Raw genomic sequence first — 23761 nt, 5'->3', positions numbered from 1 at the left:
GACGAGCAATGAAACACTCAGTTCAAGATAAAGGTACGCTGCTGCTGGCGCTGATCGCGGGTCTGTCCATTAATGGAACCTTCGCCGCGCTGTTCAGTTCAATCGTTCCCTTTTCCATCTTCCCGGTTCTGTCGCTGCTGTTGACGGTTTACTGCCTGCACCAGCGCTACCAGAATCGCAGTATGCCGGTTGGCCTGCCGGGGCTCTCTGCCGCTTGCTTTATTCTCGGCGTCTTGCTGTATAGCACCGTGGTGCGCGCGGAGTATCCGGATATCGGCTCTAACTTCTTCCCGGCCGTGCTGTCCGTCGCCATGGTGTTCTGGATCGGCTACAAGGTGCGTAACCGTAAAGATACCGCGGCGGAATAATCCGCCAGACAATAACCCGGCAACGCTGCGTTCGCCGGGTTTTTTTACGCTTATTTCCGCGTCAACAGCACGCCGCATTCCATATGGTGGGTATACGGGAACTGATCGAAGAGCGCCAGACGGGCGACGTTGTGAGTCTGAGTGAGAGTTTCCAGGTTCTGGCACAGCGTGTCCGGGTTGCAGGAGATGTACAGAATGTGCGGGTACGCCTGCACCATTTTCTCCGTTTCGCTATCCAGCCCGCTGCGCGGTGGGTCGACAAAAATGGTCTCGCACTGATAGCTCTTCAGGTCGATGCCCTGCAGACGGTTAAATTCCCGCACGCCATTCATCGCCTGGGTAAATTCTTCTGCCGCCATACGAATGATTTGCACGTTATCGATATGGTTGGCGGCAATATTGTATTGCGCGGAGGCGACCGATGGTTTGGCGATTTCCGTCGCCAGTACGCGATCGAAGTTGCGCGCCAGCGCCAACGAGAAGTTGCCGTTGCCGCAGTACAGCTCCAGCAGATCGCCGGTGGATTCTTTGGTGACGTCCAGTGCCCACTCCAGCATCTGAATATTCATCGCCGCGTTCGGCTGGGTAAAACTGTTTTCTACCTGACGATAGATCATTTCGCGCCCGCCAACCGGCAGGCGTTCATCGACGTAATCCCTATCAAGCTCGATTTTGGTCTTAGTGGCGCGGCCAATTAGCTGCACGTTAAGGTTCTGCGCGCGCAGAGCGTCGCGCAGGGCTTCCGCCTGCTGGCGCCACTCGTCATCGAGCTTCTTGTGATACAGCAGTGAGACGATCGCCTGGTTGCTCATGGTCGTCAGATAATCAATCTGGAACAGCTTGTGACGCAGAACCGGGTTATTGCGCACGCCGTCGAGTATCGCCGGCATCAGCTGGTTGATCAGTTCGCTGGCCGCCGGGAAGGTATCGACGCGAATGCGCGATTTAGTCTGCTGGTCGAAAATGATGTGATACAGATCGTCGCCGTCGTGCCACAGGCGAAACTCAGCGCGCATCCGGTAGTGGCTGACCGGCGAACGAAACACCTCCGGAACCGGCGCGGCGAAAGGGGCCATCATTTTTTGCAAACGGACGACTTTTTCTGCCAGTTGCGCTTCGTATTGCTCGGTAGGAAGGTGTTCGGGGGTCATGATGCATCCTGAATAAAATAAGTACGCGGGGATTGTAGGGAAAGCATTGGGGATGTCCAGCCCTGGTTGCGGATGAAATATCGCTATAGCAGTCTGGACATCTATATGTTTCTAATTGTAGCATCTTGCAACCGGTCCTCTGAGTTAATAGGGAATCCAGTGCAAATCTGGAGCTGACGCGCAGCGGTAAGGAAAGGTGGGATAAGCGCATTATGCAAGACACTGCTGATAGTGAGCGGGAAGTCCTTGTCCATAACACACCCCGAGCCCGAAGACCTGCCGGATACGTCGCATTTGGTTTCTATCATCGCGAGCTATTGATAGAGCCGGCGGCATCCTCTCTATATTACGGATGCTTTTACAATGATTAAAAAAGCTTCGCTGATGACGGCACTCTCCGTCACGGCATTTTCCGGCTGGGCGCAGGACAGCAATTCAGACACGTTAGTGGTGACAGCAAACCGCGTAGAGCAACCCATCGAAACCGTTCTGGCTCCGGTCAGTGTGGTCACCCGCCAGGATATCGATCGCTGGCAGTCAACGTCCCTTACCGATGTGATGCGCCGCCTACCGGGCGTGGACATCGCGCAAAATGGCGGCATGGGGCAGCAAAGTTCCCTCTTCGTGCGCGGCACCAACTCCAGCCATGTTTTAATCCTGGTGGACGGTGTGCGCCTGAATCAGGCGGGCGTCAGCGGCTCTTCCGACTTAAGCCAGTTCCCCATTGCACTGGTGCAGCGTATTGAATACGTTCGCGGCCCGCGCTCGGCGGTGTATGGTTCGGATGCGATTGGCGGGGTGGTGAACATTATTACCACCCGCGACCAGGACGGAACGACGCTGAATGCCGGGGTTGGTTCAAATGGCTATCAAAATTACGGCGGTAGCACTCAGCAGACCTTTGGTGGTAATACCCGCGTTACCCTGGCGGGAGACTACACCTATACCAAAGGTTTTGATGTCGTGGCTGAAGGCAATACCGGCGGCGTCCGCCAGCCGGATCGCGATGGCTTCATGAGCAAAACGATTTACGGCGCGCTGGAGCACAGCTTCTCCAATGAGTGGAGCGGTTTCGTGCGCGGCTACGGCTACGACAACCGGACGGCCTATGACGGATCGCCATATGGCGGCGTATTAGTCGACACCCGCCAGCTGTATAGCCAGACCTGGGATGCCGGCCTGCGCTTTAATCACGATATCTTCCATTCACAGTTGACCTCCAGCTATAGCCACAGTAAAGACTACAACTACGATCCGCGACTGGGGCGCTATGACTCCTCGGCGACCCTGGACGAAGTGAAGCAGTATAATGTGCAGTGGGCGAATGCCGTGGATGTCGGCCAGGGTAACGTCGGCGCCGGTGTTGACTGGCAGAAGCAAACCACCGAGCCTGGCACCAGCTACGTCACCGATGGTTATGAGATTCGTAATACCGGCCTGTTTATCACCGGGTTGCAAAAGTTGGGTGATTTCACCCTGGAAGGGGCGGCACGCAGCGACGATAACTCGCAGTTTGGCCAACACGGTACCTGGCAGAGCAGTGCCGCGTGGGAGTTTATCGACGGCTACCGCTTTATTGCCTCTTATGGCACCGCCTATAAAGCGCCGAATCTCGGTCAGCTGTATGGTTTCTATGGTAATCAGAATCTCGACCCGGAAGAGAGCAAGCAGTGGGAAGGCGCGTTCGAAGGCTTAACTTCAGGCGTAACCTGGCGTCTGTCGGGATATCGTAATGATATCGATAACCTGATCGACTACGACTCGCAGTTGATGAAATATTACAACGTCGGTAAAGCGCGTATTAAAGGTATTGAGGCGACAGCGTCGTTTGATACCGGGCCGCTGGCGCACAACATCAGCTATGACTATGTCGATGCCCGTGATGCGAAAACTAACGAACTGCTGGTGCGCCGGGCAAAACAGCAGGTGAAGTACCAGTTGGACTGGCAGGTTTACGACTTCGACTGGAGCGTAACCTATCATTACCTGGGCACCCGTTATGACAACACCTACGATCCGGTAACCTATGCGCCGCAGAACGTTAAGTTGGGTGGTGTGAGTCTGTGGGATCTCGCCGTTTCGTATCCAGTCACCTCACATCTCACAGTTCGTGGTAAAATAGCCAACCTGTTCGATAAAGATTACGAGACAGTTTATGGCTACCAAACTGCAGGACGGGAATATACCTTGTCTGGCAGCTACACCTTCTGATCCACGTTCCACCGTGCTGGTGTTTGATTCCGGCGTCGGTGGGTTGTCGGTATATAATGAGATTCGGCAGTTGCTGCCGAATCTGCATTACATTTATGCTTTCGATAATGTCGCCTTCCCTTATGGTGAGAAGAGCGAAGAGTTTATCGTCGAGCGTGTTCTGGACATCGTCACTGCCGTTCAGCAGCGCTACCCTCTGGCGCTGGCGGTCATTGCCTGCAATACCGCCAGTACCGTTTCTCTTCCTGCGCTGCGTGAAAAATTCGCCTTCCCGGTTGTCGGCGTGGTACCAGCGATTAAACCTGCCGCGCGCTTAACGGCGAACGGTATTGTCGGCTTGTTGGCGACACGCGGAACCGTCAAGCGACCTTATACTCGTGAACTCATTGATCGTTTCGCGAATGAATGCCGCATCGAAATGCTCGGTTCCGCTGAGCTGGTGGAGCTGGCGGAAGCGAAACTGCACGGTGAAGTGGTACCGCTGGATGAGTTGCGTCGAATTCTGCGCCCGTGGCTACGAATGCAGGAACCGCCGGATACGGTGGTACTAGGGTGTACACACTTCCCGTTGCTTGCGGAAGAGCTACAGCAGGTGATGCCGGAAGGGACGCGGCTTATCGATTCCGGTGCGGCGATTGCTCGTCGCACTGCCTGGCTGCTGGAACATGAAGCGCCGGATGCGAAATCGAACGACGCTAATATCGCTTACTGCATGGCGATCACGCCCGACGCTGAACAACTTTTACCCGTTTTACAGCGTTACGGCTTTGAAACGCTGGAAAAACTACCGCTTTAACGGTGTTTTGCGCAAAAAAAAGACGGTTAAAAAGTTTTTTGAAAACAGGGCTTGTCAACGTCTCAGAACTCCCTATAATGCGCCTCCACTGACACGGAACAACGGCAAACAAGCCGCCGGGTCAGCGGGGTTCCACTGAGAACCTCGCAGAGAAAAGCAAAAATAAATGCTTGACTCTGAAGCGGGAAAGCGTAATATGCACACCCCGCGCCGCAGCGAAAAACGAAGCGGCACTGCTCTTTAACAATTTATCAGACAATCTGTGTGGGCACTCAAAGTGACATGGATTCTTAACGTCCTCGGACGAAAAATGAATACCAAGTCTCTGAGTGAACATACGTAATTCATTACGAAGTTTAATTCACGAGCATCAAACTTAAATTGAAGAGTTTGATCATGGCTCAGATTGAACGCTGGCGGCAGGCCTAACACATGCAAGTCGAGCGGTAGCACAGAGAGCTTGCTCTCGGGTGACGAGCGGCGGACGGGTGAGTAATGTCTGGGAAACTGCCTGATGGAGGGGGATAACTACTGGAAACGGTAGCTAATACCGCATAACGTCGCAAGACCAAAGTGGGGGACCTTCGGGCCTCATGCCATCAGATGTGCCCAGATGGGATTAGCTAGTAGGTGGGGTAATGGCTCACCTAGGCGACGATCCCTAGCTGGTCTGAGAGGATGACCAGCCACACTGGAACTGAGACACGGTCCAGACTCCTACGGGAGGCAGCAGTGGGGAATATTGCACAATGGGCGCAAGCCTGATGCAGCCATGCCGCGTGTATGAAGAAGGCCTTCGGGTTGTAAAGTACTTTCAGCGAGGAGGAAGGCGCTGAGGTTAATAACCTCAGCGATTGACGTTACTCGCAGAAGAAGCACCGGCTAACTCCGTGCCAGCAGCCGCGGTAATACGGAGGGTGCAAGCGTTAATCGGAATTACTGGGCGTAAAGCGCACGCAGGCGGTCTGTCAAGTCGGATGTGAAATCCCCGGGCTCAACCTGGGAACTGCATTCGAAACTGGCAGGCTAGAGTCTTGTAGAGGGGGGTAGAATTCCAGGTGTAGCGGTGAAATGCGTAGAGATCTGGAGGAATACCGGTGGCGAAGGCGGCCCCCTGGACAAAGACTGACGCTCAGGTGCGAAAGCGTGGGGAGCAAACAGGATTAGATACCCTGGTAGTCCACGCCGTAAACGATGTCGACTTGGAGGTTGTGCCCTTGAGGCGTGGCTTCCGGAGCTAACGCGTTAAGTCGACCGCCTGGGGAGTACGGCCGCAAGGTTAAAACTCAAATGAATTGACGGGGGCCCGCACAAGCGGTGGAGCATGTGGTTTAATTCGATGCAACGCGAAGAACCTTACCTACTCTTGACATCCAGAGAACTTAGCAGAGATGCTTTGGTGCCTTCGGGAACTCTGAGACAGGTGCTGCATGGCTGTCGTCAGCTCGTGTTGTGAAATGTTGGGTTAAGTCCCGCAACGAGCGCAACCCTTATCCTTTGTTGCCAGCGGTCCGGCCGGGAACTCAAAGGAGACTGCCAGTGATAAACTGGAGGAAGGTGGGGATGACGTCAAGTCATCATGGCCCTTACGAGTAGGGCTACACACGTGCTACAATGGCATATACAAAGAGAAGCGACCTCGCGAGAGCAAGCGGACCTCATAAAGTATGTCGTAGTCCGGATTGGAGTCTGCAACTCGACTCCATGAAGTCGGAATCGCTAGTAATCGTAGATCAGAATGCTACGGTGAATACGTTCCCGGGCCTTGTACACACCGCCCGTCACACCATGGGAGTGGGTTGCAAAAGAAGTAGGTAGCTTAACCTTCGGGAGGGCGCTTACCACTTTGTGATTCATGACTGGGGTGAAGTCGTAACAAGGTAACCGTAGGGGAACCTGCGGTTGGATCACCTCCTTACCTGAAAGAACCTGCCTTTGTAGTGCTCACACAGATTGTCTGATGAAATAACAGCAGTAAGTAATCTCTGCAGGCTTGTAGCTCAGGTGGTTAGAGCGCACCCCTGATAAGGGTGAGGTCGGTGGTTCAAGTCCACTCAGGCCTACCAAATTCTTCCTGATACCGCGTTGTGAAACGACTCGCATACCCAAGTATGCTTCGCCGCTCCACGCCTTGTCTCAGAAAGAATTAAGGTGAATGAGATAACTACGATGGGGCTATAGCTCAGCTGGGAGAGCGCCTGCTTTGCACGCAGGAGGTCTGCGGTTCGATCCCGCATAGCTCCACCATCCTTACTGCACACAACAAGAAAACTTCAGAGTGTACCTGAAAAGGTTCACTGCGAAGTTTTGCTCTTTAAAAATCTGGATCAAGCTGAAAATTGAAACGACACATCTTAAATGGTGTGTTCGAGTCTCTCAAATTTTCGCAATCAGAAGTGAAACATCTTCGGGTTGTGAGGTTAAGCGACTAAGCGTACACGGTGGATGCCCTGGCAGTCAGAGGCGATGAAGGACGTGCTAATCTGCGAAAAGCGTCGGTAAGGTGATATGAACCGTTATAACCGGCGATGTCCGAATGGGGAAACCCAGTGCAATTCGTTGCACTATCGTTAACTGAATACATAGGTTAACGAGGCGAACCGGGGGAACTGAAACATCTAAGTACCCCGAGGAAAAGAAATCAACCGAGATTCCCCCAGTAGCGGCGAGCGAACGGGGAGCAGCCCAGAGTCTGAATCAGCTTGTGTGTTAGTGGAACGGTCTGGAAAGTCCGACGGTACAGGGTGATAGTCCCGTACACCAAAATGCACAGGCTGTGAACTCGATGAGTAGGGCGGGACACGTGGTATCCTGTCTGAATATGGGGGGACCATCCTCCAAGGCTAAATACTCCTGACTGACCGATAGTGAACCAGTACCGTGAGGGAAAGGCGAAAAGAACCCCGGCGAGGGGAGTGAAAAAGAACCTGAAACCGTGTACGTACAAGCAGTGGGAGCACCTTCGGGTGTGACTGCGTACCTTTTGTATAATGGGTCAGCGACTTATATTCTGTAGCAAGGTTAACCGTATAGGGGAGCCGCAGGGAAACCGAGTCTTAACTGGGCGTTAAGTTGCAGGGTATAGACCCGAAACCCGGTGATCTAGCCATGGGCAGGTTGAAGGTTGGGTAACACTAACTGGAGGACCGAACCGACTAATGTTGAAAAATTAGCGGATGACCTGTGGCTGGGGGTGAAAGGCCAATCAAACCGGGAGATAGCTGGTTCTCCCCGAAAGCTATTTAGGTAGCGCCTCGTGAACTCATCTTCGGGGGTAGAGCACTGTTTCGGCTAGGGGGTCATCCCGACTTACCAACCCGATGCAAACTACGAATACCGAAGAATGTTATCACGGGAGACACACGGCGGGTGCTAACGTCCGTCGTGAAGAGGGAAACAACCCAGACCGCCAGCTAAGGTCCCAAAGTCATGGTTAAGTGGGAAACGATGTGGGAAGGCACAGACAGCCAGGATGTTGGCTTAGAAGCAGCCATCATTTAAAGAAAGCGTAATAGCTCACTGGTCGAGTCGGCCTGCGCGGAAGATGTAACGGGGCTAAACCATGCACCGAAGCTGCGGCAGCGACACTATGTGTTGTTGGGTAGGGGAGCGTTCTGTAAGCCTGCGAAGGTGGCCTGTGAGGGTTGCTGGAGGTATCAGAAGTGCGAATGCTGACATAAGTAACGATAATGCGGGTGAAAAGCCCGCACGCCGGAAGACCAAGGGTTCCTGTCCAACGTTAATCGGGGCAGGGTGAGTCGACCCCTAAGGCGAGGCCGAAAGGCGTAGTCGATGGGAAACAGGTTAATATTCCTGTACTGGGTGTTACTGCGAAGGGGGGACGGAGAAGGCTATGTTAGCCGGGCGACGGTTGTCCCGGTTTAAGCATGTAGGCGGGTGTTCCAGGTAAATCCGGAACGCTGTTAACGCTGAGGTGTGATGACGAGGCACTACGGTGCTGAAGTAACAAATGCCCTGCTTCCAGGAAAAGCCTCTAAGCATCAGGTAACATCAAATCGTACCCCAAACCGACACAGGTGGTCAGGTAGAGAATACCAAGGCGCTTGAGAGAACTCGGGTGAAGGAACTAGGCAAAATGGTGCCGTAACTTCGGGAGAAGGCACGCTGATATGTAGGTGAAGCCCCTGCGGGTGGAGCTGAAATCAGTCGAAGATACCAGCTGGCTGCAACTGTTTATTAAAAACACAGCACTGTGCAAACACGAAAGTGGACGTATACGGTGTGACGCCTGCCCGGTGCCGGAAGGTTAATTGATGGGGTTATCCGTAAGGAGAAGCTCTTGATCGAAGCCCCGGTAAACGGCGGCCGTAACTATAACGGTCCTAAGGTAGCGAAATTCCTTGTCGGGTAAGTTCCGACCTGCACGAATGGCGTAATGATGGCCAGGCTGTCTCCACCCGAGACTCAGTGAAATTGAACTCGCTGTGAAGATGCAGTGTACCCGCGGCAAGACGGAAAGACCCCGTGAACCTTTACTATAGCTTGACACTGAACATTGAGCCTTGATGTGTAGGATAGGTGGGAGGCTTTGAAGCGTGGACGCCAGTCTGCGTGGAGCCGACCTTGAAATACCACCCTTTAATGTTTGATGTTCTAACCTGGCGCCGTAATCCGGCGTGGGGACAGTGTCTGGTGGGTAGTTTGACTGGGGCGGTCTCCTCCCAAAGAGTAACGGAGGAGCACGAAGGTTAGCTAATCCTGGTCGGACATCAGGAGGTTAGTGCAATGGCATAAGCTAGCTTGACTGCGAGCGTGACGGCGCGAGCAGGTGCGAAAGCAGGTCATAGTGATCCGGTGGTTCTGAATGGAAGGGCCATCGCTCAACGGATAAAAGGTACTCCGGGGATAACAGGCTGATACCGCCCAAGAGTTCATATCGACGGCGGTGTTTGGCACCTCGATGTCGGCTCATCACATCCTGGGGCTGAAGTAGGTCCCAAGGGTATGGCTGTTCGCCATTTAAAGTGGTACGCGAGCTGGGTTTAGAACGTCGTGAGACAGTTCGGTCCCTATCTGCCGTGGGCGCTGGAGAATTGAGGGGGGCTGCTCCTAGTACGAGAGGACCGGAGTGGACGCATCACTGGTGTTCGGGTTGTCATGCCAATGGCATTGCCCGGTAGCTAAATGCGGAAAAGATAAGTGCTGAAAGCATCTAAGCACGAAACTTGCCCCGAGATGAGTTCTCCCTGAGACTTAGAGTCTCCTGAAGGAACGTTAAAGACGATGACGTTGATAGGTCGGGTGTGTAAGCGTAGCGATACGTTGAGCTAACCGATACTAATGAACCGTGAGGCTTAACCTTACAACGCCGAAGGTGTTTTGGCGGAATTGAGAAGATTTTCAGCGTGATACAGATTACATCGATGCGTCCCGGAGACGTGTTGATAACAGAATTTGCCTGGCGGCGATAGCGCGGTGGTCCCACCTGACCCCATGCCGAACTCAGAAGTGAAACGCCGTAGCGCCGATGGTAGTGTGGGGTCTCCCCATGTGAGAGTAGGGAACTGCCAGGCATCAAATAAAGCAAAAGGCCCGGTCGAAAGACTGGGCCTTTTGTTTTATCTGTTGTCTGTCGGTGAGCGCTCTCCTGAGGAGGACAAATCCGCCGGGAGCGGATTTGAACGTTGCGCAGCAACGGCCCGGAGGGTGGCGGGCAGGACGCCCGCCATAAACTGCCAGGCATCAAACAAAGCAAAAGGCCCGGTCGGAAGACCGGGTTTTTTGTCGTCTGCATTTTGCCGCTATGGCCGCCGCCACCTCCCCGGTGGCGCTGCGCTTACCGGGGCTACGGCTTTGATACCGGTACTCCCTCCGGGGAAAACGCCACCATACCGATCGCCCAGACATTCAGGCAAGCCTTCCCACGTTAGATACGGTAAACTAATGCTGATTTTGCATCAGGAAGCCACTATGAACCATTCCCTCAAACCCTGGAATACCTTTGGCATTAATCGTTCTGCCAAAGTAATTGTACTTGCCGAAAACGAACAACAGCTACTGGCTGCCTGGCAAGCTGCCGTTGCAGAACGTCAGCCTGCTTTGATCCTTGGCGAAGGAAGCAATGTTCTGTTCCTGAAAGACTATTCCGGTACGGTGATCATCAACCGCATCATGGGTATCGAGGTGAGCGAAACGGCTGAAGCCTGGCGTTTACACGTCGGTGCTGGCGAAAACTGGCATCAACTGGTGCAATTCGCGCTGGAAAAGGAAATGCCGGGGCTGGAAAATCTGGCCTTAATTCCCGGCTGTGCAGGATCTTCACCGATCCAAAACATTGGCGCCTATGGTGTCGAATTACAGCGAGTATGTGAATATGTTGACTGTATCGAGCTGGAAACGGGTCGCAAACAACGTCTTTCTGCCGCAGAGTGTCGTTTCGGCTATCGAGATAGCATTTTCAAACATGAATACCAGGATCGTTACGCGATAGTCGCCGTTGGGCTATCGTTGGCAAAAGCGTGGCAGCCCATTCTGACCTACGGCGATTTGACTCGTCTCGATCCGCAGACCGTCACACCGCGCCAGGTATTTGATTCCGTCTGTCATATGCGTATGACCAAGTTGCCGGATCCGAAGGTTAATGGTAATGCCGGAAGCTTCTTTAAAAACCCTGTTGTCAGCGCCCCGATCGCCGAGGCACTACTGGTCAGCTTCCCGAGCGCGCCACATTACCCACAAGCGGACGGCAGCGTTAAGCTGGCTGCAGGCTGGCTTATCGACCAATGCCAGCTGAAAGGCAAAACTATCGGCGGGGCCGCGGTTCATCGCCAGCAGGCGTTGGTGCTGATTAATGATAACCAGGCGACCAGCGATGATGTTGTCAGGTTAGCGCATTACGTCCGCCAGCAGGTAGGCGAGAAATTTAACGTCTGGCTACAGCCGGAAGTACGCTTCATCGGAGAGAACGGTGAAGTGAACGCGGAAGAGGTGATTGCATGAAAGACAATACGGTACCCCTGACGCTTATCTCTATTCTGGCAGACGGTGAGTTTCACTCCGGTGAACAACTGGGTGAGCGGCTGGGAATGAGTCGTGCGGCAATTAACAAGCATATGCAGACGCTCCGGGATTGGGGAGTGGATGTTTTTACCGTGCCAGGGAAGGGTTATAGCCTCCCTGAACCCATTGAGCTATTAGATGAGCAGAAGATTGCCAGCCAGGTTGCACAAGGGCGGGTAACAGTATTGCCGGTCATTGACTCTACTAACCAGTATCTGCTGGATCGCCTGAGCGAACTGGAGTCTGGCGATGCCTGTGTGGCCGAATACCAGCAGGCTGGGCGTGGTCGTCGCGGGCGTAAGTGGTTCTCGCCATTCGGTGCCAACCTCTACCTCTCGATGTACTGGCGACTGGAGCAAGGGCCTGCGGCCGCTATAGGCCTGAGCCTGGTAATTGGCATCGTGATTGCCGAAGTGTTGCAGAGCCTGGGGGCTGATAAAGTCCGGGTGAAATGGCCGAATGATATCTATCTGCAGGACCGCAAGCTGTCTGGTATCCTGGTTGAACTTACCGGAAAAACCGGCGATGCTGCGCAGATCGTCAGTGGTGCTGGTATCAACCTGGTTATGCGCCGCGTTGAGCCCGATGTTGTCAATCAGGGATGGATTAGCCTTCAGGAAGCGGGAGTTTCTATTGACCGTAACACGCTGACGGCGCGGTTAGTGAAAGAACTACGCACTGGTTTGCAGCTTTTTGAACAGGAAGGTTTAACACCTTACCTTCCACGATGGGAAAAACTGGATAACTTTATTAATCGCCCAGTGAAATTAATTATTGGCGATAAAGAAATATTTGGTATTTCACGTGGTATTGATGCACAAGGCGCGTTATTGCTCGATCAGGATGGGGTCATTAAACCCTGGGTCGGTGGCGAAATATCGTTGCGTAGCGCAGAATAAAAAAAGGGAGCCAACGCTCCCTTTTTTTATTTTCGTAAGCGGACCTGATCGACCGAATGATTCGCGCTTTTAGTCATGATTAGGCTGGCGCGTTCGCGAGTAGGTAGTATATTTTCTTTAAGATTCAGAAGGTTGATTTCATTCCATAATGAGGTGGCAATGTTTACCGCTTCCTCTTTTGAAAGTTTGGCGTAATTATGGAAATAAGAATCAGGGTCAGTAAAGGCCCCTTCACGGAATTTCAGAAAACGATTGATATACCATGTCTTTAATAGATCTTCTGGCGCATCGACATAAATAGAAAAGTCGACGAAGTCAGAAACAAATACATGATGTGGGTCGTGTGGGTAGTCCATCCCGCTTTGCAGAACGTTCAAACCTTCCAGAATAAGAATATCTGGTTGGGCGACAGTTTTATCGCCGTCAGGAATAACATCATAAATCAGATGGGAATAAACCGGAGCGGTGGCATTAGGTATGCCAGATTTCAGATCTGAAACAAACTTCACCAGTCGATGCATATCGTAAGACTGCGGAAAGCCCTTTTTCTTCATCAGACCACGTTCTTTTAATACCGAGTTAGGATGCAAGAATCCGTCGGTAGTAATCAGTTCCACATGCCGATGTTCCGGCCATCGGCTGAGCAGCGCCTGTAAAACTCGAGCGGTGGTGCTTTTACCTACCGCAACGCTTCCGGCAATACTGATGATGTAAGGAATACGCTGGCCATTCGTCCCCAGGAATTGCTCAAGTACCGCCTGGCGGCGCAGGTTGGAACTGATATAGAAATTGAGCAAACGTGACAGCGGCAAATAGATCTCGGCGACTTCTTCCAGTGAAAGATCTTCGTTGATGCCTTTTAACCGCGTGATTTCTTCCTCTGTCAGCGTCATCGGAACGGAATCACGAAGTGCAGCCCATTGGTTGCGGTTAAATTGTAGATAGGGTGTCATTAACGTCTGCTCTTTTTTGCTCATAAGCATGTTCTTACTATCACCGCAAAAGAGGTAGCGGTGATGCTTCACACTAGTTAATCAGGACAATGGGCAGGAGGGTAACACCAGAATGGTGGGAATAATAAGAAAAAAACTCATCGAATGGCGCTTTCTCGTAGAAGCATCACAAGTGATGAATAAGGAGAAAGAGGGGAGAAAGGCCGTCTGCTATCTTTGCAGGTTAGCGATCGCCCCCTCATCAGAACCAAATAAGAGTAAAGACAGCCCGCTGTCCCAGTAAAACAGCAACGGAAAACAAATTTTGCGTAGCGGAATGCGCTTTTTTTACTCTCCATTGTTTGAAATTACACCGTTTTTTCGCGTAAGAGCACAAAATGTGAGCAAGAGAACGTTTTATGCAAATTTTTAGTTGCATGAACTCGCAGGTCTCCCTAGAATGCGCGCTACTTGATGCCGACTTAGCTCAGTAGGTAGAGCAACTGACTTGTAATCAGTAGGTCACCAGTTCGATTCCGGTAGTCGGCACCATTAACAATTTGGGTGGGGTTCCCGAGCGGCCAAAGGGAGCAGACTGTAAATCTGCCGTCATCGACTTCGAAGGTTCGAATCCTTCCCCCACCACCACTTTCGGGCAACGTTTTGCGTCGCCGGAGTTGGTTGGGTAAACTAATCAGCTCAACATCAAAGAGAGTAATCTCTTTTTTGTTACAGAAAGAACTGGGTAGCCGAGTTTCAGGATGCGGGCATCGTATAATGGCTATTACCTCAGCCTTCCAAGCTGATGATGCGGGTTCGATTCCCGCTGCCCGCTCCAGACGTGCTGATATGGCTCAGTTGGTAGAGCGCACCCTTGGTAAGGGTGAGGTCCCCAGTTCGACTCTGGGTATCAGCACCACTTCTTTATCTCTCCTTCCCTGTTTCTCTCTGTTTATTGCATTCAACAAGTCGGGCATGTTGCCTGGTTGATGTGGTGATATCACCGATTTATCCGTGTCTTAGAGGGACAATCGATGTCTAAAGAAAAGTTTGAACGTACAAAACCGCACGTTAACGTCGGTACTATCGGCCACGTTGACCATGGTAAAACAACGCTGACCGCTGCAATCACTACCGTACTGGCTAAAACCTACGGCGGTGCCGCTCGTGCATTCGACCAGATCGATAACGCACCGGAAGAAAAAGCTCGTGGTATCACCATCAACACTTCCCACGTTGAATATGACACCCCGACTCGCCACTACGCACACGTAGACTGCCCGGGCCACGCCGACTATGTTAAAAACATGATCACCGGTGCTGCTCAGATGGATGGCGCGATCCTGGTTGTTGCTGCGACTGACGGCCCGATGCCGCAGACTCGTGAGCACATCCTGCTGGGTCGTCAGGTAGGCGTTCCGTACATCATCGTGTTCCTGAACAAATGCGACATGGTTGATGACGAAGAGCTGCTGGAACTGGTAGAGATGGAAGTTCGTGAACTGCTGTCTCAGTACGATTTCCCGGGCGACGACACGCCGATCGTTCGTGGTTCTGCTCTGAAAGCGCTGGAAGGCGAAGCAGAGTGGGAAGCGAAAATCATCGAACTGGCTGGCTTCCTGGATTCTTACATCCCGGAACCAGAGCGTGCGATTGACAAGCCGTTCCTGCTGCCGATCGAAGACGTATTCTCCATCTCCGGTCGTGGTACCGTTGTTACCGGTCGTGTAGAGCGCGGTATCATCAAAGTGGGTGAAGAAGTTGAAATCGTTGGTATCAAAGAAACCGCGAAAACCACCTGTACTGGCGTTGAAATGTTCCGCAAACTGCTGGACGAAGGCCGTGCTGGTGAGAACGTTGGTGTTCTGCTGCGTGGTATCAAACGTGAAGAAATCGAACGTGGTCAGGTACTGGCTAAGCCGGGCAGCATCAACCCGCACACCAAGTTCGAATCTGAAGTGTACATCCTGTCCAAAGACGAAGGCGGCCGTCATACTCCGTTCTTCAAAGGCTACCGTCCGCAGTTCTACTTCCGTACAACTGACGTGACTGGTACCATCGAACTGCCGGAAGGTGTAGAGATGGTAATGCCGGGCGACAACATCAAAATGGTTGTTACCCTGATTCACCCGATCGCGATGGACGACGGTCTGCGTTTCGCAATCCGTGAAGGCGGCCGTACCGTTGGCGCGGGCGTGGTTGCTAAAGTTCTCGGCTAATCGCTGATAACATTTGACGCAATGCGCAATAAAAGGGCATCATTTGATGCCCTTTTTGCACGCTTTCACACCAGAACCTGGCTCATCAGTGATTTTTTTTGTCATAATCATTGCTGAGACAGGCTCTGAAGAGGGCGTTAAGTCCGAAACGCAGCAGAGCATTTCGGTTTGGTCGCCTCGCATTTAATGCGGGGCGAAGATGTTTGTCTGAATTCTTGTGACAGGTTGGTTTATGAGTGCGAATACCGAAGCTCAAGGGAGCGGGCGCGGCCTGGAAGCGTTGAAATGGGTTATCGTTGCCGTGCTGCTGATTGTAGCCATCGTCGGCAACTTCCTTTATCGCGACATTATGCTGGCGATTCGTGCGCTGGCCGTGGTGATTCTTATCGCTGCTGCAGGTGGCGTCGCTCTGTTAACGACGAAAGGTAAGGCGACCGTCGCCTTTGCCCGCGAAGCGAGAACCGAAGTCCGCAAAGTGATCTGGCCGACCCGCCAGGAAACGCTGCACACCACGCTGATTGTTGCTGCCGTAACTGCAGTAATGTCACTGATCCTGTGGGGACTGGATGGTATTCTGGTTCGCCTGGTATCCTTTATCACTGGCCTGAGGTTCTGAGATGTCTGAAGCTCCTAAAAAGCGCTGGTACGTCGTTCAGGCGTTTTCCGGTTTTGAAGGTCGCGTAGCTACTTCGCTGCGTGAACATATCAAATTACACAACATGGAAGAGTTGTTTGGCGACGTCATGGTCCCGACCGAAGAAGTGGTTGAGATCCGTGGCGGCCAGCGTCGCAAAAGCGAACGCAAATTCTTCCCGGGCTACGTTCTGGTCCAGATGGTGATGAACGACGCGAGCTGGCACCTGGTGCGCAGTGTACCGCGTGTGATGGGGTTCATCGGCGGTACTTCTGACCGTCCTGCGCCGATCAGCGACAAAGAAGTCGATGCCATCATGAACCGTCTGCAGCAGGTTGGCGATAAGCCGCGTCCGAAAACGCTGTTCGAGCCGGGTGAAATGGTTCGCGTCAACGACGGTCCGTTTGCTGACTTTAACGGTGTGGTTGAAGAAGTGGACTACGAAAAGTCCCGTCTGAAAGTTTCCGTTTCTATCTTCGGTCGTGCGACCCCGGTAGAGCTGGACTTTGGTCAGGTTGAAAAAGCGTAAGCCGGCGATCAAAAAAGCAGCAATTTAATCGTTGCATAGGGCGTGAAATTGGAATACAATTTCGCGCCTTTTGTTTTTATGGGCCGAGTCCCGTAAAACGTATTTACCACGGGGAGCCTCTTCGAGGCGCTATAACCCAATTTGAGGATTTAAAGAATGGCTAAGAAAGTACAAGCCTATGTCAAGCTGCAGGTTGCAGCTGGTATGGCAAACCCGAGTCCGCCGGTTGGTCCAGCACTGGGTCAGCAGGGCGTTAACATCATGGAATTCTGCAAAGCGTTCAACGCGAAGACTGAATCCATGGAAAAAGGTCTGCCAATCCCGGTTGTTATCACCGTTTACGCTGACCGTTCTTTCACTTTCGTTACCAAAACTCCGCCGGCAGCAGTTCTGCTGAAAAAAGCGGCTGGTATCAAGTCCGGTTCTGGTAAGCCGAACAAAGATAAAGTTGGTAAAATTTCCCGCGCTCAGCTGCAGGAAATCGCGCAGACCAAAGCTGCCGACATGACTGGCGCCGACATTGAAGCGATGACTCGCTCCATTGAAGGTACTGCACGTTCCATGGGCCTGGTAGTGGAGGACTAAGAAATGGCTAAACTGACCAAGCGCATGTCCGTGATCCGTGACAAAGTTGATGCAACTAAACAGTACGACATCAACGAAGCCATTGCTCTGCTGAAAGAACTGGCGACCGCTAAGTTCGTTGAAAGCGTTGACGTTGCTGTAAACCTGGGCATCGACGCTCGTAAATCTGACCAGAACGTACGTGGTGCAACTGTACTGCCGCACGGTACTGGCCGTTCTGTTCGCGTTGCCGTATTTGCACAGGGCCCGAACGCTGAAGCTGCTAAAGCTGCAGGCGCCGAGCTGGTAGGTATGGAAGATCTGGCTGACCAGATCAAGAAAGGCGAAATGAACTTTGACGTTGTTATTGCTTCCCCGGATGCAATGCGCGTTGTTGGCCAGCTGGGCCAGGTTCTGGGCCCGCGCGGCCTGATGCCGAACCCGAAAGTGGGTACCGTAACTCCTAACGTTGCTGAAGCGGTTAAGAACGCTAAAGCGGGTCAGGTTCGTTATCGTAACGACAAAAACGGCATCATCCATACCACCATCGGTAAAGTGGACTTCGACGCTGACAAACTGAAAGAAAACCTGGAATCTCTGCTGGTTGCGCTGAAAAAAGCAAAACCGACTCAGGCTAAAGGCGTGTACATCAAGAAAGTTAGCATCTCCACCACCATGGGTGCAGGTGTTGCAGTAGATCAGGCTGGCCTGAACGCTTCTGCAAACTAATGCCTTTACGTGGGCGGTGATTTTGTCTACAATCTTACCCCCACGTTTCTGTTGAAATATACAGACACTATGCGAGTCATTCGAATTTGCAGCAAGGCGGCAAACGAGTGAATCACCAGGAGCATGGTTAACTATATGACTGGTGTGAACGAGAGCAGCCAACGCAGCGGCGGTTCGAAGGACGAAGACATAGACAAGATTTGTTCGTTGGAGCCTGGCCTATCCAGGCCTCCGTCGAAGACCGCAGGTGTTTCGCAAGAAACTTAATCCCCTGCGTAGACGGTGACAGAACGCTAAGATTATTTTTGGATACTCTGGCTTGTTTCTGCTCACCGTATTTAGACGCTCTATTCGTTGAATAGAGTGAAGTGAGTTCCAGGGCATAAGCCCTGGCAAACATCCAGGAGCAAAGCTAATGGCTTTAAATCTTCAAGACAAACAAGCGATTGTTGCTGAAGTCAGCGAAGTAGCCAAAGGCGCGCTGTCTGCAGTAGTTGCGGATTCCCGTGGCGTGACTGTAGATAAAATGACTGAACTGCGTAAAGCAGGTCGTGAAGCTGGCGTATACATGCGTGTTGTTCGTAACACCCTGCTGCGCCGCGTCGTTGAAGGTACTCAGTTCGAGTGCCTGAAAGACACGTTTGTTGGTCCGACCCTGATTGCATACTCTATGGAACACCCGGGCGCTGCTGCTCGTCTGTTCAAAGAGTTCGCGAAAGCGAATGCAAAATTTGAGGTCAAAGCCGCTGCCTTTGAAGGTGAGCTGATCCCGGCGTCGCAGATCGACCGCCTGGCAACTCTGCCGACCTACGAAGAAGCAATTGCACGCCTGATGGCAACCATGAAAGAAGCTTCGGCTGGCAAACTGGTTCGTACTCTGGCTGCTGTACGCGATGCGAAAGAAGCTGCTTAATCGCAGTTATCTTTGTAAAGCACTCGCTTACGTATAAACTTATTCTGATATTCAGGAACAATTTAAATGTCTATCACTAAAGATCAAATCATTGAAGCAGTATCCGCTATGTCCGTAATGGACGTTGTTGAGCTGATCTCTGCAATGGAAGAAAAATTCGGTGTTTCCGCTGCTGCTGCTGTAGCTGTAGCTGCTGGCCCGGCTGAAGCTGCTGAAGAAAAAACTGAATTCGACGTAATTCTGAAAGCTGCTGGCGCTAACAAAGTTGCTGTTATCAAAGCAGTACGTGGCGCGACTGGCCTGGGTCTGAAAGAAGCTAAAGACCTGGTAGAATCTGCACCGGCTGCACTGAAAGAAGGCATCAGCAAAGACGACGCTGAAGCTCTGAAAAAATCTCTGGAAGAAGCTGGCGCTGAAGTTGAAGTTAAATAAGCCAACCCTTCCGGTTGCAGCCTAAGAAATTAGGCTGAGGCTGGTGACTTTTTAGTCACCAGCCTTTTTGCGCTGTAAGGCGCCAGTAGCATTTCACACTGTTTGACTGCTGGTTTGCCTCACAATGCTTGTTTCTATCGACGACTTAATATACTGCGACAGGTTAGGGTTCCTGGGCTGTGTAAATCGCAATGAAATGGTTTAAGCGTGATAGCAACAGGCATTGCGGAAAGTGTTCCATTTTCCGGTCAACAAAATAGTGTTGCATAAAAAACTGCCCTGTCCGGGCAGATGGGTCGACTTGTCAGCGAGCTGAGGAACCCTATGGTTTACTCCTATACCGAGAAAAAACGTATTCGTAAGGATTTTGGTAAACGTCCACAAGTTCTGGATGTACCTTATCTCCTTTCTATCCAGCTTGACTCGTTCCAGAAGTTTATCGAGCAAGATCCTGAAGGGCAGTATGGTCTGGAAGCAGCCTTCCGTTCCGTATTCCCGATTCAGAGCTACAGCGGTAATTCAGAGCTGCAATACGTCAGCTACCGTCTGGGCGAACCTGTTTTTGATGTTAAAGAATGTCAGATCCGTGGCGTGACGTATTCCGCACCGCTGCGCGTAAAACTGCGTCTGGTGATCTACGAGCGCGAAGCGCCGGAAGGCACCGTTAAAGACATTAAAGAACAAGAAGTCTACATGGGCGAAATTCCGCTCATGACCGACAACGGTACCTTTGTTATCAACGGTACCGAGCGTGTTATCGTTTCTCAGCTGCACCGTAGCCCGGGCGTCTTCTTTGACAGTGACAAAGGTAAGACTCACTCTTCCGGTAAGGTCCTGTATAACGCACGTATCATCCCTTACCGTGGTTCCTGGCTGGACTTCGAATTCGACCCGAAAGACAACCTGTTCGTTCGTATCGACCGTCGTCGTAAACTGCCTGCAACCATCATTCTGCGCGCGCTGAATTATACCACTGAGCAGATCCTTGACCTGTTCTTCGAGAAAGTGGTCTTTGAAATTCGCGATAACAAGCTGCAGATGGAATTGGTACCGGAGCGTCTGCGCGGTGAAACCGCCTCCTTCGATATCGAAGCCGACGGTAAAGTGTACGTTGAGAAAGGCCGCCGTATTACTGCGCGCCACATCCGCCAGCTGGAAAAAGACGATATCAAACATATCGAAGTTCCGGTTGAGTACATTGCGGGCAAAGTCGCTTCTAAAGACTACGTTGACGAATCTACCGGTGAGCTGATCTGCGCGGCGAACATGGAGCTGAGCCTGGATCTGCTGGCGAAGTTGAGCCAGTCCGGCCACAAGCGTATCGAAACGCTGTTCACCAACGACCTGGACCACGGCCCGTATATTTCTGAAACGGTACGCGTCGACCCGACTAACGATCGTCTGAGCGCGCTGGTAGAAATCTACCGCATGATGCGCCCGGGTGAGCCGCCGACTCGCGAAGCAGCGGAAAGCCTGTTCGAGAACCTGTTCTTCTCCGAAGACCGCTACGATCTGTCTGCGGTTGGTCGTATGAAGTTCAACCGTTCTCTGCTGCGTGACGAAATCGAAGGTTCCGGTATCCTGAGCAAAGACGACATCATCGAAGTGATGAAGAAGCTCATCGATATCCGTAACGGTAAAGGCGAAGTCGATGATATCGACCACCTCGGCAACCGTCGTATCCGTTCCGTTGGCGAAATGGCGGAAAACCAATTCCGCGTTGGCCTGGTGCGTGTAGAGCGTGCGGTGAAAGAGCGTCTGTCTCTGGGCGATCTGGATACCCTGATGCCTCAGGATATGATCAACGCCAAGCCGATTTCCGCAGCAGTGAAAGAGTTCTTCGGTTCCAGCCAGCTGTCTCAGTTTATGGACCAGAACAACCCGCTGTCTGAGATTACGCACAAACGTCGTATCTCCGCACTCGGCCCAGGCGGTCTGACCCGTGAACGCGCAGGCTTCGAAGTTCGAGACGTACACCCGACTCACTACGGTCGCGTATGTCCAATCGAAACGCCTGAAGGTCCGAACATCGGTCTGATCAACTCCCTGTCCGTGTACGCACAGACTAACGAATATGGCTTCCTTGAGACGCCGTATCGTAAAGTGACTGACGGTGTTGTAACCGACGAAATTCATTACCTGTCTGCTATCGAAGAAGGTAACTACGTCATCGCTCAGGCGAACTCCAACCTGGATGACGAAGGCCACTTTGTTGAAGATCTGGTTACCTGCCGTAGCAAAGGCGAATCCAGCTTGTTCAGCCGCGACCAGGTTGACTACATGGACGTATCCACCCAGCAGGTGGTATCCGTCGGTGCGTCCCTGATCCCGTTCCTGGAACACGATGACGCCAACCGTGCATTGATGGGTGCGAACATGCAACGTCAGGCGGTTCCGACTCTGCGCGCTGATAAGCCACTGGTTGGTACCGGTATGGAACGTGCTGTTGCCGTTGACTCCGGTGTAACTGCGGTTGCTAAACGTGGCGGTACCGTTCAGTACGTGGATGCTTCCCGTATCGTTATCAAAGTTAACGAAGACGAGATGTATCCGGGCGAAGCGGGTATCGACATCTACAACCTGACTAAGTACACCCGTTCTAACCAGAACACCTGCATCAACCAGATGCCTTGCGTGTCCCTGGGCGAACCGATTGAACGCGGCGACGTACTGGCCGACGGCCCGTCCACCGACCTCGGTGAACTGGCGCTGGGTCAGAACATGCGCGTAGCGTTCATGCCGTGGAACGGCTACAACTTCGAAGACTCCATCCTCGTATCCGAGCGAGTGGTCCAGGAAGACCGTTTCACCACCATCCACATTCAGGAACTGGCGTGCGTGTCTCGTGACACCAAGCTGGGGCCGGAAGAGATCACCGCTGATATCCCGAACGTGGGTGAAGCTGCGCTCTCCAAACTGGATGAATCCGGTATCGTTTACATCGGTGCGGAAGTGACCGGCGGCGATATCCTGGTTGGTAAGGTAACGCCGAAAGGTGAAACCCAGCTGACTCCGGAAGAGAAACTGCTGCGTGCGATCTTCGGTGAGAAAGCGTCTGACGTTAAAGACTCTTCTCTGCGCGTACCGAACGGTGTCTCTGGTACCGTTATCGACGTTCAGGTCTTTACCCGTGACGGCGTAGAAAAAGACAAGCGTGCTCTGGAAATCGAAGAGATGCAGCTGAAGCAGGCTAAGAAAGACCTGTCTGAAGAACTGCAGATCCTCGAAGCGGGTCTGTTCAGCCGTATCTACGCGGTGCTGGTTGCCGGCGGCGTTGAAGCTGACAAGCTCGACAAACTGCCGCGCGATCGCTGGCTGGAACTGGGCCTGACCGACGAAGAGAAGCAAAATCAGCTGGAACAACTGGCTGAGCAGTATGACGAACTGAAACACGAGTTCGAGAAAAAACTCGAAGCGAAACGCCGTAAAATCACCCAAGGCGACGATCTGGCACCGGGCGTGCTGAAGATTGTTAAGGTATACCTGGCCGTTAAACGCCGTATCCAGCCTGGTGATAAGATGGCAGGTCGTCACGGTAACAAGGGTGTTATCTCTAAGATCAACCCGATCGAAGATATGCCGCACGATGCTAACGGTACGCCGGTAGATATCGTACTGAACCCGCTGGGCGTACCGTCTCGTATGAACATCGGTCAGATCCTGGAAACTCACCTGGGTATGGCTGCGAAAGGCATCGGCGATAAGATCAACGCCATGCTGAAACAGCAGCAAGAAGTCGCGAAACTGCGCGAGTTCATCCAGCGTGCTTACGATCTGGGTACCGACGTTCGTCAGAAAGTCGACCTGAATACCTTCAGCGATGAAGAAGTGCTGCGTCTGGCTGAAAACCTGAAGAAAGGTATGCCAATCGCAACGCCAGTATTCGACGGTGCAAAAGAAGCGGAAATTAAAGAACTGCTGCAACTGGGCGGTCTGCCATCTTCTGGTCAGATTACCCTGTTCGACGGCCGTACCGGTGAACAGTTCGAGCGTCAGGTAACCGTAGGTTACATGTACATGCTGAAACTGAACCACCTGGTCGACGACAAGATGCACGCTCGTTCTACCGGTTCTTACAGCCTGGTTACTCAGCAGCCGCTGGGTGGTAAGGCGCAGTTCGGTGGTCAGCGCTTCGGTGAGATGGAAGTGTGGGCGCTGGAAGCATACGGCGCGGCCTACACCCTGCAGGAAATGCTCACCGTTAAGTCTGATGACGTGAACGGTCGTACCAAGATGTATAAAAACATCGTGGACGGCAACCACCAGATGGAACCGGGCATGCCGGAATCCTTCAACGTACTGTTGAAAGAAATCCGCTCGCTGGGCATCAACATCGAACTGGAAGACGAGTAACTCTCGCTCAA

At 52.4% G+C, this 23761-nt stretch carries 15 protein-coding genes, 6 tRNA genes, 3 rRNA genes and 1 riboswitch; of the genes, 22 read left to right on the top strand and 2 right to left on the bottom strand.

Annotation, left to right across the window (positions count from 1 at the left end):
* Positions 1-8 precede the first annotated feature (8 nt).
* Positions 9-368, top strand: a complete 360-nt coding sequence (locus tag PYR66_22350) for a YijD family membrane protein (GenBank protein WEF27966.1) — start codon at positions 9-11, stop codon at positions 366-368.
* Positions 369-418: 50 nt separating this feature from the next.
* Here the strand turns inward: PYR66_22350 and trmA are convergent, their stop codons facing one another.
* On the bottom strand, positions 419-1519 hold the full coding sequence (trmA, locus tag PYR66_22345) for a tRNA (uridine(54)-C5)-methyltransferase TrmA (GenBank protein ID WEF27965.1): 1101 nt from the start codon (positions 1517-1519) through the stop codon (positions 419-421).
* Between the two features lie 115 nt (positions 1520-1634).
* A riboswitch (cobalamin riboswitch) is annotated at positions 1635-1818 on the top strand.
* 64 nt (positions 1819-1882) lie between these two features.
* On the opposite strand from trmA, the gene btuB reads away from it, so the two are divergent.
* The 9 genes from btuB to birA all read left to right on the top strand — a co-directional run bounded on the left by btuB (position 1883) and on the right by birA (position 12445).
* Positions 1883-3730: a TonB-dependent vitamin B12 receptor BtuB gene (gene btuB / locus PYR66_22340; protein ID WEF27964.1), complete on the top strand. Its 1848-nt coding sequence runs from the start codon at positions 1883-1885 to the stop codon at positions 3728-3730.
* Complete coding sequence (gene murI / locus PYR66_22335) at positions 3675-4526, top strand: glutamate racemase (GenBank protein WEF27963.1); 852 nt, start codon at positions 3675-3677, stop codon at positions 4524-4526. Before btuB ends, murI begins: the two co-directional genes overlap by 56 nt.
* A 378-nt stretch (positions 4527-4904) precedes the next feature.
* Positions 4905-6444, top strand: a 16S ribosomal RNA gene (locus PYR66_22330).
* Between the two features lie 71 nt (positions 6445-6515).
* Positions 6516-6592: transfer RNA gene (locus PYR66_22325), tRNA-Ile, on the top strand.
* Between the two features lie 105 nt (positions 6593-6697).
* Positions 6698-6773: transfer RNA gene (locus PYR66_22320), tRNA-Ala, on the top strand.
* 171 nt (positions 6774-6944) lie between these two features.
* Positions 6945-9849: ribosomal RNA gene (locus PYR66_22315) — 23S ribosomal RNA — on the top strand.
* 95 nt (positions 9850-9944) lie between these two features.
* A 5S ribosomal RNA gene (rrf, locus tag PYR66_22310) occupies positions 9945-10060 on the top strand.
* The 16S, 23S and 5S rRNA genes sit together here with 2 tRNA genes alongside, the layout of an rRNA operon.
* A gap of 397 nt (positions 10061-10457) precedes the next feature.
* Entirely contained in the window at positions 10458-11486 is a 1029-nt protein-coding gene (murB, locus tag PYR66_22305; GenBank protein WEF27962.1) for a UDP-N-acetylmuramate dehydrogenase, read from the top strand.
* Positions 11483-12445, top strand: a complete 963-nt coding sequence (gene birA / locus PYR66_22300; GenBank protein ID WEF27961.1) for a bifunctional biotin--[acetyl-CoA-carboxylase] ligase/biotin operon repressor BirA — start codon at positions 11483-11485, stop codon at positions 12443-12445. Before murB ends, birA begins: the two co-directional genes overlap by 4 nt.
* Before the next feature lie 26 nt (positions 12446-12471).
* Here the strand turns inward: birA and coaA are convergent, their stop codons facing one another.
* Positions 12472-13422 carry a type I pantothenate kinase gene (gene coaA / locus PYR66_22295; protein WEF27960.1) on the bottom strand — a complete coding sequence of 317 codons (951 nt, stop codon included), beginning with the start codon at positions 13420-13422 and terminating at the stop codon, positions 12472-12474.
* 431 nt (positions 13423-13853) lie between these two features.
* Here coaA and PYR66_22290 point away from each other — a divergent pair.
* The 12 genes from PYR66_22290 to rpoB all read left to right on the top strand — a co-directional run bounded on the left by PYR66_22290 (position 13854) and on the right by rpoB (position 23750).
* Positions 13854-13929, top strand: a tRNA-Thr gene (locus PYR66_22290).
* Positions 13930-13940: 11 nt separating this feature from the next.
* A tRNA-Tyr gene (locus PYR66_22285) sits at positions 13941-14025 on the top strand.
* Between the two features lie 115 nt (positions 14026-14140).
* Positions 14141-14215, top strand: a tRNA-Gly gene (locus PYR66_22280).
* Positions 14216-14220: 5 nt separating this feature from the next.
* A tRNA-Thr gene (locus tag PYR66_22275) sits at positions 14221-14296 on the top strand.
* Positions 14297-14411: 115 nt separating this feature from the next.
* Positions 14412-15596, top strand: coding sequence for an elongation factor Tu (tuf, locus tag PYR66_22270; protein WEF27959.1), 1185 nt, complete (start codon positions 14412-14414; stop codon positions 15594-15596).
* A 232-nt stretch (positions 15597-15828) separates the two neighbouring features.
* Positions 15829-16212, top strand: a complete 384-nt coding sequence (gene secE, locus PYR66_22265; GenBank protein WEF27958.1) for a preprotein translocase subunit SecE — start codon at positions 15829-15831, stop codon at positions 16210-16212.
* A 1-nt stretch (position 16213) separates the two neighbouring features.
* On the top strand, positions 16214-16759 hold the full coding sequence (gene nusG, locus PYR66_22260; GenBank protein ID WEF27957.1) for a transcription termination/antitermination protein NusG: 546 nt from the start codon (positions 16214-16216) through the stop codon (positions 16757-16759).
* 156 nt (positions 16760-16915) lie between these two features.
* Positions 16916-17344 (top strand): 50S ribosomal protein L11, encoded by a 429-nt coding sequence (gene rplK, locus PYR66_22255; GenBank protein ID WEF27956.1) that lies wholly within the window; start codon positions 16916-16918, stop codon positions 17342-17344.
* 3 nt (positions 17345-17347) lie between these two features.
* Complete coding sequence (rplA, locus tag PYR66_22250) at positions 17348-18052, top strand: 50S ribosomal protein L1 (protein WEF27955.1); 705 nt, start codon at positions 17348-17350, stop codon at positions 18050-18052.
* A 415-nt stretch (positions 18053-18467) separates the two neighbouring features.
* Positions 18468-18965 carry a 50S ribosomal protein L10 gene (gene rplJ / locus PYR66_22245; GenBank protein WEF27954.1) on the top strand — a complete coding sequence of 166 codons (498 nt, stop codon included), beginning with the start codon at positions 18468-18470 and terminating at the stop codon, positions 18963-18965.
* A gap of 66 nt (positions 18966-19031) precedes the next feature.
* Positions 19032-19397 (top strand): 50S ribosomal protein L7/L12, encoded by a 366-nt coding sequence (gene rplL / locus PYR66_22240; GenBank protein ID WEF27953.1) that lies wholly within the window; start codon positions 19032-19034, stop codon positions 19395-19397.
* Between the two features lie 324 nt (positions 19398-19721).
* A complete protein-coding gene (gene rpoB / locus PYR66_22235) occupies positions 19722-23750 on the top strand; it encodes a DNA-directed RNA polymerase subunit beta (GenBank protein ID WEF27952.1) in 4029 nt (1342 codons plus the stop codon).
* Positions 23751-23761: the final 11 nt, after the last annotated feature.

It is taken from the genome of Klebsiella aerogenes, assembly GCA_029027985.1.
GTDB classification, from domain to species: domain Bacteria; phylum Pseudomonadota; class Gammaproteobacteria; order Enterobacterales; family Enterobacteriaceae; genus Klebsiella; species Klebsiella aerogenes_A.
The sequence above is the reverse complement of the archived record's forward strand: the minus strand, read 5'-3'. Positions and strand labels throughout refer to the sequence as shown.

Bases quoted from the DNA above. Each gene is read 5' to 3' on its own strand.
- rplA (WEF27955.1), top strand. From the start codon at position 17,348: ATGGCTAAACTGACCAAGCGCATGTCCGTGATCCGTGACAAAGTTGAT.
- rplJ (WEF27954.1), top strand. From the start codon at position 18,468: ATGGCTTTAAATCTTCAAGACAAACAAGCGATTGTTGCTGAAGTCAGC.
- PYR66_22350 (WEF27966.1), top strand. From the start codon at position 9: ATGAAACACTCAGTTCAAGATAAAGGTACGCTGCTGCTGGCGCTGATC.
- rplK (WEF27956.1), top strand. From the start codon at position 16,916: ATGGCTAAGAAAGTACAAGCCTATGTCAAGCTGCAGGTTGCAGCTGGT.
- nusG (WEF27957.1), top strand. From the start codon at position 16,214: ATGTCTGAAGCTCCTAAAAAGCGCTGGTACGTCGTTCAGGCGTTTTCC.
- coaA (WEF27960.1), bottom strand. From the start codon at position 13,422: ATGAGCAAAAAAGAGCAGACGTTAATGACACCCTATCTACAATTTAAC.
- murB (WEF27962.1), top strand. From the start codon at position 10,458: ATGAACCATTCCCTCAAACCCTGGAATACCTTTGGCATTAATCGTTCT.
- secE (WEF27958.1), top strand. From the start codon at position 15,829: ATGAGTGCGAATACCGAAGCTCAAGGGAGCGGGCGCGGCCTGGAAGCG.
- tuf (WEF27959.1), top strand. From the start codon at position 14,412: ATGTCTAAAGAAAAGTTTGAACGTACAAAACCGCACGTTAACGTCGGT.
- rplL (WEF27953.1), top strand. From the start codon at position 19,032: ATGTCTATCACTAAAGATCAAATCATTGAAGCAGTATCCGCTATGTCC.
- btuB (WEF27964.1), top strand. From the start codon at position 1,883: ATGATTAAAAAAGCTTCGCTGATGACGGCACTCTCCGTCACGGCATTT.
- rpoB (WEF27952.1), top strand. From the start codon at position 19,722: ATGGTTTACTCCTATACCGAGAAAAAACGTATTCGTAAGGATTTTGGT.
- murI (WEF27963.1), top strand. From the start codon at position 3,675: ATGGCTACCAAACTGCAGGACGGGAATATACCTTGTCTGGCAGCTACA.
- trmA (WEF27965.1), bottom strand. From the start codon at position 1,519: ATGACCCCCGAACACCTTCCTACCGAGCAATACGAAGCGCAACTGGCA.
- birA (WEF27961.1), top strand. From the start codon at position 11,483: ATGAAAGACAATACGGTACCCCTGACGCTTATCTCTATTCTGGCAGAC.